Origin of the sequence: Streptomyces sp. NBC_00637 (assembly GCF_045161545.1) — a bacterium.
GTDB lineage: Bacteria > Actinomycetota > Actinomycetes > Streptomycetales > Streptomycetaceae > Streptomyces.
Genome location: NZ_CP109046.1, coordinates 2579945 through 2592948, shown reverse-complemented (window position 1 = coordinate 2592948; position 13004 = coordinate 2579945). Strand labels below are relative to the sequence as shown.

The following is a 13004-nucleotide window of genomic DNA, read 5'->3' as shown; positions in this document are numbered from 1 at the left end:
CCGCCCCCGTGGTCCCCTGGACGCCTACGCCAGACTGTCGCGCCAGGCCCGGTGCAGATCCGCGAACCGGCCCGTGCCCGCGATCAGTTCGGCCGCGGTGCCGTCCTCGACGATCCGCCCGTGCTCCATCACCAGGACCCGGTCGGCGATCTCCACGGTCGACAGCCGGTGCGCGATCACCACCGCCGTACGGCCCTTCAGCACCGTCGCCATCGCCGCCTGCACGGCCCGCTCGCCGGGGATGTCGAGCGAGCTGGTCGCCTCGTCGAGGATCAGCACCGCCGGGTCGGCGAGCAACGCCCTCGCGAACGCCACGAGTTGCCGCTGCCCGGCGGAGATACGGCCACCGCGCTTGCGTACGTCGGTGTCGTAGCCGTCGGGCAGGGCGCAGATGAACTCGTGGGCGCCGATCGCCTTCGCCGCCCGCTCGATCTCCTCCCGGCCCGCGTCCGGCCGGCCGATGGCGATGTTCTCGGCGACCGTGCCGGAGAACAGGAACGCCTCCTGCGTCACCATGACCACCCCGCGCCGCAGTTCGGACACGGCCAGGTCGCGCAGGTCGACCCCGTCCAGCAGCACCCGCCCCTCGGACGGGTCGTAGAAACGGGCGAGCAGCTTGGCCAGCGTGGACTTGCCCGCACCGGTCGAGCCGACCACGGCGACGGTCTGCCCGGCGGGCAGGGTGAGGTCGAAGCGGGGGAGGATCTCGCCGCCCGTGCGGTAACCGAAGGAGACCCCGTCGAAGACGACCTCCCGCCCGGGCAGTTCACCCTCCGGCGCCGGGAGTTCCCGCGGCGCCGACGGCTCGGGCACGGACGGCGTCTGGGCGAGCAGCCCCGCGATCTTCTCCAGCGAGGCGGCGGCCGACTGGTAGGAGTTGAGGAACATGCCGAGCCGGTCGATGGGGTCGTACAGCCGCCGCAGGTACAGCACCGCGGCCGCGAGCACACCCAGTTCCAGTGAGCCGTCCGCGACCCGCATGGCGCCCCAGAGCACGATCGCCGCGACCGCCGTGTTGGCGACCAGCCGCGACCCGACGACGTACCGGGCCATCTCCAGGATCGCGTCGCCGTTGCGCCGCTCGTGCAGCCGGTTCAGGACCCGGAAGTCGGCGTCGTTGACGGCCTCGCGGCGGAACGCGCGCACCGGGCGGATGCCGTTCATCGTCTCCACGAACTTCACGATCACGGCCGCGATCGCGGTGGAACGGGCGGTGAACACCCGGGCCGCGCGCCGCTGGTAGAGCCGCACGAGGAGGTACAGCGGCACGAAGGAGGCCACCGCGACGGCGCCCAGGCCCAGGTCCAGCCAGAGCAGCATCGCGGAGATGAACAGGAAGGACAGCACGACCGTCACGAGTTCCTGCAGGCCCTCGCTGAGAAGCTCGCGCAGGGCCTCCACGTCGCTGGTGGAGCGGGAGATCAGCCGGCCCGAGGTGTAGCGCTCGTGGAAGTCGAGGCTCAGCGCCTGCGCGTGCCGGAAGATCCGGCCGCGCAGATCGAGCAGCGCGTCCTGGTTGACGCGGGCGGAGGCGATCAGGAACGCGTACTGGAGCGCGCCGGAGACCAGCGCGCACAGCAGATAGCCGACGCCCACCGCGATCAGCGGCCCGTGGTCGTCGGCCCGGAACGCCGGTACGGCACGGTCGATGGTGTACGCCACCAGCAGCGGGCCGGCCTGCACGGCCGCCTGCTGGAGCAGCAGCAGGAGCGACGTGAGGGCGACCCGCGCCCGCAGGGGCGCGAGCAGGGAACGCAGCAGCGCGCCCGTGGCGCCGGGCGGGGTGGGCAGGACGTCCTTGTCGAAGGGGTCGTCGGCGGCCGTCCGCGGAGGGGCTTCGGGGTCGTCGTCGGTGACGGGGGAAGCGGTGGTGGGGGCGGTCATCGGCGGTCGGCCTCCTGTTCACCGGACATGAGGTGGGCGTACTCGGCGTTGCTGCGCAGCAGTTCGTGATGGGTGCCCACGGCGGTGACGCGCCCGTCGGACAGCAGGGCGACCCGGTCGGCGAGGAGCACGGTGGACGGGCGGTGCGCCACGATCAGCGCGGTGGTGTCGGCGAGGACCTGCCGCAGCGCGGCCTCGACGGCGGCCTCGGTGTGCACGTCCAGCGCGGACAGCGGGTCGTCCAGGACGAGGAACCGGGGCTGCCCGACGACGGCTCTGGCCAGCGCGAGGCGCTGCCGCTGCCCGCCGGAGAGACTGAGCCCCTGCTCGCCGACCTGCGTCTCGACGCCCTGGGGCAGCGCGTGCGCGAAGTCCGCCTGCGCCACGTCCAGCGCCCGCTCCAGCCCGACGGCGCCCGCGCCGTCCGCCGCCCCCATGAGGACGTTCTCCCCGACGCTCGCCGAGAACAGCGTCGGCTCCTCGAACGCGACGGCGACCCGCGAGCGCAGCTCCGCACGGGACATCGCGGTGATGTCCTCGCCGTCGAGCGTGATGCGGCCGGCGGTCACCTCGTGCAGCCGGGGGACGAGGGCCGTCAGCGTGGTCTTCCCGCTGCCGGTCGCCCCGACCAGCGCCATCGACTCGCCGGACCGGATGTGCAGGTCGACTCCGTCGAGGGTGGGCGGGGAGCCGGGGGAGGCGTCGGGATAGCGGAAGGTGACGCCGGCGAACCGCAGCCCGCCGTCGGACGTGGCGGCTTGCCCACCGCGGCCGTCGGGCTCCTCGGGGGGTTCGTCCATCACCTCGAAGTAGCGCTCGGTGGCCGTCGCCGCCTCCTGACTCATCGCCAGCAGGAATCCGATCGAGTCCACCGGCCAGCGCAGCGCGAGCGCGGTGGACAGGAAGGCGACCAGGGTGCCCGCGGACAGCTCGCCGTCCGCCACCTGTACCGCGCCGAGGACCAGCGCCGCCCCGATCGCCACCTCCGGCAGCGTCACGATGACGGCCCAGATCGTGGCCAGCAGCCGCGCCTTGCGCAGCTCCGTGCCGCGCAGCGTCGACGACAGCTCCCGGAAGGCCCGTGCCTGGCTCCGGTGCCGCCCGAAGCCCTTGATGATCCTGATCCCGAGGACGCTCTCCTCGACCACCGTCGTCAGGTCCCCGACCTGGTCCTGGGCGAGCCGCGCCACGACCGCGTACCGGTTCTCGAAGTACACGCACATCACGACGACGGGGACGGCCGGCCCGAGGATGACCAGTCCGAGCGTCCAGTCCTGGAGCAGCATGATGACTACCCCCAAGAGGATCGTCACCGAGTTGACCAGCAGGAACGTCAGCGGGAACGCCAGGAACATCCGCACCAGTCCCAGGTCGGCCGTCGCCCGGGACAGCAGCTGTCCCGAGGGCCACCGGTCGTGGAACGCCACCGGCAGCCGCTGGAGCCGCCCGTAGAGATCGGCCCGCATCTCCGCCTCGACATGCGCCAGCGGACGCGCCACCAGCCAGCGCCGCATCCCGAACAGCACCGCCTCCGCGCACCCGAGCAGCAGCAGGCAGAGCGCGCCGAGCCAGACCCCGGCCGTGTCCCGGCCGGCCACGGGGCCGTCCACCATCCACTTCAGGACGAGCGGGATGACCAGCCCCGCACAGGAGGCGAGCACGGCGACGAAGGCGGCCGCGAACAGCCGTATCCGCACGGGGCGGACGTACGGCCACAGGCGCAGCAGGGAGCGTACGGCGGAGCGGTCCTGGGAAGCGGTTGCAGGTGTCCTGGGCATCACCGCGAGCCTACGGACCGGCACTGACGACGCCCACCGAGTTTTGGCCGGACCGGACTCGTCCGCAGGTCCTACGACCTGCTGTTCCTGTTCGAGGGGTCGTACCGGCGCGTCGACCGATCGGCCGATGCCCGTTCGAGCGAATCGGCCGGTGTGCGGGCCGGGGGGCCGCCCGCCGCCGTCCGCGAGGCCCCGGAGCCGCACTCCGGGTACGCCGCTTTGCACCCGCGCCCGCCGGCCACCTGGGCGGTGTCCGCGCGGTCGGTGCACGGGCGCGGCCCGGTCGCCTCACCCCACCACCCGCAGCAGCAGCACCGCCCGCCCCGGCACCGTCACCGGCAGCCCCGCCGGGTGGATCACTCCCGGCGCCCGCCCCTGCTCCTCGCTCGACGTGTCGACGACCACCTCGTACCGCTCCGCCCACGGCGCCCCCGGCAGGACGAAGCTCACCGGCCGGTCCCCGGCGTGCAGGACGGCGAGGAAACTGTCGTCGGCGATCGGGGCGCCCCGCTCGTCCCGGCCGGGGATGTCCCGTCCGGACAGGTACATCCCGAGGGTCGCCGCGGGCGCGTACCAGTCCCCTTCGGTCATCTCGGTGCCCCGCTCGGTGAACCAGGCGAGGTCCCGCAGCCCGTCCGCCGAGTGCGCCCGCCCGGAGAAGAAGGCGCGGCGGCGGAGCACCGGGTGGCGGTGGCGCAGGGCGATCAGCCGCGAGGTGAGGTCGAACAGGGCCCGCCAGCCCGGCTCCTCCAGCAGCCCCCAGTCCACCCAGCTGATCTCGTTGTCCTGGCAGTAGGCGTTGTTGTTGCCCCGCTGGGTGCGTCCCAGCTCGTCGCCCGCGACCAGCATCGGCACGCCCGTCGACAGCAGCAGCGTGGTGAGCAGGTTCCGCAGCTGGCGCCGCCGCAGTGCCAGGACCCGCTCGTCGGACGTCGCGCCCTCGGCGCCGCCGTTCCAGGAGCGGTTGTCGTTCGTGCCGTCGCGGTTGCCCTCGCCGTTGGCCTCGTTGTGCTTGCGGTCGTACGACACCAGGTCGCGCAGGGTGAAACCGTCGTGCGCGGTCACGAAGTTGACCGACGCGTAGGGCCGGCGCCCGCCCCACGCGTACAGGTCGCTCGATCCCGACAGCCGGTAGCCCATCTCCCGCACGTCCGGCAGCGACTGCCGCCAGAAGTCCCGTACGGCGTCGCGGTAGCGGTCGTTCCACTCCGTCCACAGCGGCGGGAAGGCGCCCACCTGGTAGCCGCCCGACCCCACGTCCCAGGGCTCCGCTATCAGCTTCACCCGGCGCAGCACCGGGTCCTGCGCGATCACCGCCAGGAACGGCGACAGCATGTCGACGTCGTGCATGGAGCGGGCCAGCGCCGCCGCGAGGTCGAAGCGGAACCCGTCGACGCCCATCTCCGTCACCCAGTACCGCAGCGAGTCGGTGATCAGCCTCAGCACGTGCGGCTGGACGACGTGCAGGGTGTTGCCGCAGCCCGTGTAGTCGGCGTACCTGCGAGCGTCCGTCTGCACCCGGTAGTAGCCCCGGTTGTCGATGCCCTTCAGCGACAGCGTCGGCCCCAGCTCGCCGGCCTCCGCCGTGTGGTTGTAGACGACGTCGAGGATCACCTCGATCCCGGCCGCGTGCAGGGCGCGCACCATCCGTTTGAACTCGCCGACCTGCTGGCCCGTCGTCCCGGCGGAGGCGTACGCGGCGTGCGGGGCGAAGTAGCCGACGGAGTTGTAGCCCCAGTAGTTCTTCAGTCCCCTGCGCAGCAGGTGGTCCTCGTGCGCGAACTGGTGCACCGGCAGCAGTTCCACCGCCGTGACGCCCAGCTTCACCAGGTGCTCCACGGCAGCCGGGTGCGCCAGACCGGCGTACGTGCCGCGCAGTTCCTCCGGGACCCCCGGGTGCAGCCGGGTGAAGCCGCGCACGTGCAGCTCGTAGATCACCGAGTCCGCCCAGGGTGTCTTCGGGCGGCGGTCGTCGGCCCAGTCGTCGTCGTCGTGCACGACGACTCCCTTGGGGACGTGCGGCGCCGAGTCCCGTTCGTCGCGCACGGTGTCGGCGACCTGTTGCTGGGGCCAGTCACGGACGTGCCCGTAGACCTCCGGCGGCAGGCTGAACTCGCCGTCCACCGCGCGGGCGTACGGGTCCAGGAGCAGCTTGGCCGGATTCCAGCGGCCGCCGGTCCACGGATCCCAGCGGCCGTGCACCCGGTAGCCGTAGCGCTGCCCCGGCATGATCCCCGGCACGAAGCCGTGCCAGATCTCGTGGGTGAGCTCGGTGAGCGGGGCGCGGGTCTCCCGGCCGGTCTCGTCGAACAGACACAGTTCGACCGCCTCCGCCCCGCCCGCCCACAGCGCGAAGTTGGTGCCCGCGACCCCGTCCGGGCCGACCCGGAAGCGGGCGCCCAGTGGTGTGGACGCGCCCGGCCACACGGGTGGACCCGGCACCTTGCGCGACGCACCGTTCATCACGGTGTCCGGCGTGGCGCGTTCCGCCACCGCCTCCTGCTCGGCTGCGCTGGACACCGTTCAGCCTCCCGCGGCTCATGGAACGACGTGGGAAAAGAGCGCGCGGTGTCCCGGCCGCGGCTCCCCGTCGCGTCGTCCTCCCCCCATTTCTGCCCAGAGCGGCCCTCGCACTCACGTTTCCCCGGAGCGTGCCCGGTCGTTGGACATCATGTGAGGCACGTACATGGGCGCGCACGGCGCGCGGGGGTCGCACTGGCCGCCGTACTGACATGGGCAGGACTACTGGCCGGGGCCGCCGGTTGCACCGGCGAGGACAGCCGGAGCGGACTCGACCGGGTGCTCGGCAAACCCCGGGCCCCCGAGGACGTCATCCGCGTCACCCCGGAGGACGGCATGAAAGGAGTGCGGCCCGAGGAGCGGCTGCTGGTGCGGGTGCCGGGCGGACGGCTGGAGTCGGTGAAGGTCGTCAGATCGCAGGACGCCCAGGAGACACCTGTCCCGGGCACGATCGCCGCGGACGGCCTGACCTGGCGTCCGGACGACGACCGGCTCGGGCTCGCCGCCCGCTACACCGTCGACGCCGTCGCCCTGGACGGCGACGGGAACCGGTCGGCCCGGCACACCACCTTCACCACCTACGTCCCCGAAGAGCGCTTCATCGGCTACGTCACCCCGGAGAACCGCTCCACCGTGGGCACCGGGATGATCGTCTCGCTGGAGTTCAACCGGGAGATCGCCAACCGTGCCGCGGTCCAGCGCGCCGTCCGGGTCACGGCCGAACCCGCGGTGGACATCCGGCCGCACTGGTTCGGTGACACCCGGCTCGACTTCCGGCCCGAGGACTACTGGGCGCCCGGCACCCGGGTCACCGTCGCGCTCGGCCTGCGGGACGTCGAAGGGGCGCCCGGTGTCTACGGGCTCCAGGACAAGTCGTTCTCCTTCACCGTCGGCCGCAGCCAGGTGTCCCTGGTGGACGCGGCGAAACACACCATGCAGGTGCGCCGCGACGACGAACTGCTGGCCACCGTGCCGATCACGGCCGGGGCGCCGAAGAACACCACCTACAACGGGAAGATGGTGGTGACCGAGATGCTGGAGCTGACCCGGATGAACGGCGCCACCGTCGGCTTCAAGAAGGCCGACGGCAAGGGCGAGTACGACATCCCGGACGTGCCGCACGCCATGCGGCTGACGAGCTCCGGCACCTTCCTGCACGGCAACTACTGGGCGGAGGACGTCTTCGGCCGGGCCAACGTCAGCCATGGCTGCGTGGGCCTGCGGGACGTGAAGGGCGGTGCCTCGGACACCCCGGCGGGCTGGTTCTTCGACCGCTCCCTCGTCGGTGACGTCATCGAGGTCGTGCACAGCAAGGACAAGCAGGTCGCCCCGGACAACGGGCTCGGCGGCTGGAACATGACCTGGAAGGAGTGGATCGCCGGCGGCGTCCTGAAATGACCTCGCTCCCCGGTGCAACCTTCCCCGCGTTCGCACAGTCCTAGTTGGGACTGAACAGTGACAATCTCGGCCCGTCCAGGCCGTTGACCTTGTGGTTAATATGCGGCGAACGCGGGGGACGCGTCGCGGTGCGGGCCCGGGGAGGGCCCGGGGAGTGGGGAGAACGACTTTGAACGTGCGACCGATATCGGGGGCGTCGGTTGGGGGACGCCGACGCGGCCGCGACAAGCGGTTGGCGCTGATCGTCGGCGGGCTGCTGCTGGCCGTCACGGCCTGCGGCGGGGGCGGGGACTCCGGGTCCGGCGACGCGAAGGACGCGGGTTCCGGCGACAAGGGCGCTTCGGCCGCGGCCGAGAGCAAGCAGTCCGAGGCGGTCGTGACCATCGCCCCGAAGACCGGCGCCAAGGATGTCGACACCAGCGGCGCCCTGAAGGTGACGGCCGCCAAGGGCAAGCTGACCGAGGTCGTCGTCAAGGACGACAAGGGCACGGCGGTCGCCGGCACGATCTCCGCGGACGGCGTCGGCTGGACGCCGGCCACGCACCTGGCCGGATCCACCAAGTACCAGGTGCACGCCGTCGCGAAGGACACCGAGGGCCGTACGGCCGCCGAGGACTCGTCCTTCACCACGCTGAGCCCGCAGAACACCTTCACGGGCAACTTCACGCCCGAGGACGGTTCCACGGTCGGCGTCGGCATGCCGTTCTCGGTGCGCTTCACCCGGGGCATCACCCACCCGGACGACGTGGAGAAGGCCATCTCCGTCACGACCGTCCCGGCCGTCGACGTGCAGGGCCACTGGTTCGGCAACGACCGTCTCGACTTCCGTCCCGAGAAGTACTGGAAGGCCGGCACCAAGGTCACCGTGAAGCTGAACCTCGACGGGGTCGAGGGCCGCAAGGGTGTCTACGGCAAGCAGGCCAAGACGGTCTCCTTCACCATCGGCCGCGACCAGGTGTCCGTCGTGGACGCCAAGAAGCACACGATGAAGGTCACGCAGGAGGGCAAGGTCGTCAAGACCATCCCGGTCACCACCGGCAAGTCCGGCTACGCGACCTGGAACGGCCAGATGGTCATGAGTGAGAAGTTCACCGTGACCCGGATGAACGGCGACACGGTCGGCTACGACGGCGAGTACGACATCAAGGACGTCCCGCACGCCATCCGTCTGACCGACTCCGGCACCTTCGTGCACGGCAACTACTGGGGCGGCGACGCCTTCGGCAACTACAACGCCAGCCACGGCTGCATCGGCCTGCGGGACGTGCGCGGCGGCTACGACAGCGGTGTGCCGGCGGCGTGGTTCTTCAACCACTCCATGGTCGGCGACGTGGTGGTCGTGAAGAACTCCACCGACCCGACGGTCGACCCGTCCAACGGCCTCAACGGCTGGAACATCCCGTGGGCGGAGTGGACGAAGTAACGTCCCCGCGTAGCCCCTGACGGGCGGGCCCGGTGCTGTGACAAACGGCACCGGGTCCGTTGCCATTAGTGGTGGTTAACCTGCTGCCATGACCGTGAATCTCGAAGTCGCCGACGGCGTCGGCACGCTGCGTCTCGACCGCCCGCCCATGAACGCGCTGGACGTGGCCACCCAGGACCGGCTCAAGGAGCTCGCCGAGGAGGCGACCCGTCGCGACGACGTCCGCGCGGTCGTCGTGTACGGCGGTGAGAAGGTGTTCGCGGCGGGCGCGGACATCAAGGAGATGCAGGAGATGGACCACACCGCGATGGTCCTGCGCGCCCGCGCCCTCCAGGACTCCTTCACGGCGGTGGCCCGCATCCCCAAGCCGGTCGTCGCGGCGGTGACCGGATACGCGCTGGGCGGCGGCTGCGAGCTCGCGCTGTGCGCGGACTTCAGGATCGCCGGGGACAACGCCAAGCTGGGCCAGCCGGAGATCCTGCTCGGGCTGATCCCCGGCGCCGGCGGCACCCAGCGTCTCTCCCGGCTGGTCGGCCCCTCCAAGGCGAAGGACCTGATCTTCACGGGCCGGATGGTGAAGGCCGACGAGGCGCTGAGCCTGGGCCTGGTGGACCGGGTCGTCCCGGCCGCCGACGTGTACACGGAGGCGCACCGCTGGGCCGCGAAGCTGGCGCAGGGTCCGGCGATGGCACTGCGTGCCGCGAAGGAGTCGATCGACATGGGTCTGGAGACCGACATCGAGACGGGTCTCGCGGTCGAGCGGAACTGGTTCGCGGGTCTGTTCGCGACCGCCGACCGCGAGATCGGGATGCGCAGCTTCGTCGAGGAGGGCCCGGGCAAGGCCAAGTTCCTGTGAGGGAGATCTCCTTCCAACTTTCCGCGATCACTTGCAATTGACGGAGTGTCTGATGCGGGTAGCTCGATGGGGCGGTTTATGGGGACCTTAAGGCGACCTTAAGCGTGTCTTGTCGGGCGACCCCGCCGAGCGCTTCCGCGCACATGGTCGCCGCAGGTCAGTCCTGGTTTGTCGGGCTTTGAACTGTCCCTGGCATATGCCGATCGGTTCATCCGGAACGGTGTGTTCCGGGGAGCGTATTCCGTCGGAACGGCCCCGGAGGCGGCTCGGGGCCGCCATGATGGGGGCATGGCGGGGCTGGAGGGCATCGAACAGCCGCGGGGACCGGGCCGTGCGACCGCGGCGCGCTGGTCGCCCGCGGTCGAGGACGAACGGGCGTTGAAGGCGCTGGAGTTGTTCGGCAACCCGACGGACGGCGAGGTGCCGCTGCCGTCCCGCCCCGAGTCCGCCGCCACGGCCCGTCGGCTGGCCCAGGTCGTCGTTCTGCGCCAGTGGGGACTGACCCCCAAGATGACCGAGGACGCGGTCCTCCTCGTCTCGGAGCTCGTCGGCAACGCCGTACGGCACACCGGCGCCCGGGTCTTCGGCCTCCGGATGCGGCGCCGCCGGGGCTGGATCCGCGTCGAGGTCCGTGATCCCTCCCGCGGGCTGCCCTGTCTGATGCCGGTTCAGGAGATGGACATCAGCGGGCGGGGCCTGTTCCTCGTCGACAAACTCTCCGACCGGTGGGGCGTCGATCTGCTGCCCCGGGGCAAGACGACGTGGTTCGAGATGCGGGTCGCCGACCGGTAGCGCGCGTGCGGTCGGCGGCCAATGCCGGGTATGTGCGGTTGCGCCCACCGGCCGTCCCCCGGGGGCTGCCCCCCGTCCCCCCGCTTCGGCCCTGAACGGGCCTCGCCCTCGAACGCCGGACGGGCTGAGCAGGCCGTCCCCCGGTCGGCGGGACGGGTCGGGCCGGTGGCCGCAGGGGCCGAGTCTGTCGTCCCGGGGCGGCGGGTGGGGTGTGTTGTTTCCCGGTCGGCGAGCCGGGTAGCGTCAATGGCCGGAAATGTCGCATATGCGGCCTTAAATGGTGCGGGTGACCACATCCGACCGTCGTTCCGTGCTGCGGGCGGGCACCGGGCTCGTCGCCGGGGGCGCGTTCGCGGCCGCGTGCTCGCCCTTCACGTCCTCGTCCGGCGCCGACGCCCGGCACGGCCCCGCGTCCGCCTCCCCGGCCTCCGCTTCCCCGACCAGCGCCCGCAAGGCTCCCGCCCGGACCCTCGTCGCCCCCGCGCCCCGTGCCTTTCCCGGGCAGCCGGCTCAGATCAGCCACGGTCCGCGCGGCCGTTCCCGGGTCGCTCTCACCTTTCACGGGCAGGGGGAGCCGAGTATCGCCAGGGCCCTGCTCGGCGAGGCCGAGCGGCAGGGCGCGCGGGTCACCGTGCTGGCCGTCGGGTCCTGGCTCGACGAGCACCCCGACCTCGCCCGCCGGATCCTCGACGGCGGCCACGACCTGGGCAACCACACCCAGCGCCACCTGGACATCAACGCCATGCCGGAGGCCGAGGCGACGGCCGAGATCACCGGCTGCGCCGAGCGGCTGCGCAGGCTCACCGGGTCCATCGGCACCTGGTTCCGGCCCTCCCGTGCCCTCCGTGCCTCCCCGTTGGTGGAAACGCTGGCCCGCCGCGCCGGCTACCCGCACGTCCTCTCCTACGACGTCGACTCCCTCGACTTCACGTCGCCCGGCGCCGCCGCCGTCGCCCGCACCATCCTCGGCGAGATCCGGGACGGGTCCGTCGTGAGCCTGCACTTCGGGTACGCGGACACGGTCGCCGCACTCCCCGCCGTACTCGACGAACTCGCCCGCCGCGGACTGCGCGCGGTCACCACCACGGAGCTGATCGGCTGATGCACCGCAACCTCGTGACAAGCGCCCTGCTCGCCGGCGCCGCGCTCACCGTCCTCGCCGCCTGCGGCACCGGCCCCGACGGCGGGACGGGCAAGGAGGGGCCGGGCGGCGCCACCAAGGCGGCCGCCCCGGCGCCGGCGAAGAAGGCCCGCAGGCCCGTCGTCGACGGCCTGCCCGGCATGCCGCCCGTGCTCGACCCGAAGGACGTCTACGCCGCCGACCGCCCCGGCAGACTCTCCCCGGTGGTCAAGGACTTCCCGTCCCGGGTCTACGTCCCCAACACCGAGTCCGACACCGTCTCCGTCATCGACCCGAAGACGTACGAGGTGATCGAGACGCTCCGGGTGGGGCGGCAGCCGCAGCACGTCGTCCCCTCCTGGGACATGAAGACGCTGTGGGTCAACAACAACCGGGGGCACACCCTCACCCCCATCGACCCGAAGACCGGCAAGGCGGGCAAGTCGGTCGAGGTGCACGACCCGTACAACCTCTACTTCACGCCCAACGGCAAGTACGCCGTCGTCATGGCCTCCATGGACCGCGAACTCGTCTTCCGCGACCCGCACACCATGAAGCGGATCAAGACGGAACCGGTCACCTGCTACGGCGTCAACCACGCCGACTTCTCCCTCGACGGGAGGTACTTCATCGTGTCCTGCGAGTTCAGCGGTGAGCTGCTGAAGGTCGACACCGAGAAGATGAAGGTCGTCGCACAGCAGAGGCTGCCCTTCAAGGGCGCCATGCCGCAGGACGTGAAGGTCTCGCCCGACGGGAAGCGGTTCTACATCGCGGACATGATGGCCGACGGGATGTGGATCGTCGACGGCGACACCTTCGGCAGGCCGGAGTTCCTGCACACCGGCAAGGGCTGCCACGGGCTGTACATCGGCCGCGACTCCCGCGAGATGTACATCTCCAACCGCGGTGAGGGCACGGTCTCCGTCTTCGACTTCCACGAGAACGCGCTCACCAAGAAGTGGCGCCTCCCGAACGGCGGCAGCCCCGACATGGGCGGCGTCTCGGCGGACGGCAAGGTGCTGTGGCTGTCCGGGCGGTACAACTCCGAGGTGTACGCCATCGACACCCGCACCGGAGAGCAGCTCGCCCGGATCAGGGTCGGTCGGGGGCCGCACGGCCTGGCCGTCTATCCGCAGCCGGGCCGCTACTCGCTCGGCCACACCGGCATCTTCCGCTAGGACGACCCAGGTCACCGACACGCTCGGCGTCCGGGTGAGCGATCCGCCCCACGGA

Annotated in this window: 9 protein-coding genes; 6 read left to right on the top strand and 3 right to left on the bottom strand. The window is 71.5% G+C overall.

Going from position 1 to position 13004, the window contains the following annotated elements; all coding sequences use genetic code 11:
• Window positions 1-24: 24 nt before the first annotated feature.
• The 3 genes from OG440_RS11000 to glgX form a co-directional block, all read right to left on the bottom strand.
• A complete protein-coding gene (locus tag OG440_RS11000; RefSeq protein WP_406006662.1) occupies window positions 25-1884 on the bottom strand; it encodes an ABC transporter ATP-binding protein in 1860 nt (619 codons plus the stop codon).
• Window positions 1881-3662, bottom strand: coding sequence for an ABC transporter ATP-binding protein (locus OG440_RS10995; RefSeq protein WP_406006661.1), 1782 nt, complete (start codon window positions 3660-3662; stop codon window positions 1881-1883). Before OG440_RS10995 ends, OG440_RS11000 begins: the two co-directional genes overlap by 4 nt.
• A gap of 288 nt (window positions 3663-3950) precedes the next feature.
• On the bottom strand, window positions 3951-6182 hold the full coding sequence (gene glgX / locus OG440_RS10990) for a glycogen debranching protein GlgX (RefSeq protein ID WP_406006660.1): 2232 nt from the start codon (window positions 6180-6182) through the stop codon (window positions 3951-3953).
• Window positions 6183-6335: 153 nt separating this feature from the next.
• Between glgX and OG440_RS10985 the strand changes: the two genes are divergently transcribed.
• From OG440_RS10985 to OG440_RS10960, 6 genes are all read left to right on the top strand, one after another.
• A complete protein-coding gene (locus tag OG440_RS10985) occupies window positions 6336-7580 on the top strand; it encodes an Ig-like domain-containing protein (protein ID WP_406006659.1) in 1245 nt (414 codons plus the stop codon).
• A 169-nt stretch (window positions 7581-7749) separates the two neighbouring features.
• A complete protein-coding gene (locus OG440_RS10980; protein ID WP_406006658.1) occupies window positions 7750-9003 on the top strand; it encodes an Ig-like domain-containing protein in 1254 nt (417 codons plus the stop codon).
• Window positions 9004-9091: 88 nt separating this feature from the next.
• A complete protein-coding gene (locus OG440_RS10975; protein ID WP_406006657.1) occupies window positions 9092-9859 on the top strand; it encodes an enoyl-CoA hydratase/isomerase family protein in 768 nt (255 codons plus the stop codon).
• Window positions 9860-10147: 288 nt separating this feature from the next.
• Window positions 10148-10651: an ATP-binding protein gene (locus OG440_RS10970; protein WP_406006656.1), complete on the top strand. Its 504-nt coding sequence runs from the start codon at window positions 10148-10150 to the stop codon at window positions 10649-10651.
• A gap of 277 nt (window positions 10652-10928) precedes the next feature.
• Complete coding sequence (locus OG440_RS10965) at window positions 10929-11753, top strand: polysaccharide deacetylase family protein (protein ID WP_406006655.1); 825 nt, start codon at window positions 10929-10931, stop codon at window positions 11751-11753.
• Window positions 11753-12949, top strand: a complete 1197-nt coding sequence (locus tag OG440_RS10960; protein WP_406006654.1) for a YncE family protein — start codon at window positions 11753-11755, stop codon at window positions 12947-12949. The genes OG440_RS10965 and OG440_RS10960 overlap by 1 nt, the downstream gene beginning before the upstream one ends.
• Window positions 12950-13004: the final 55 nt, after the last annotated feature.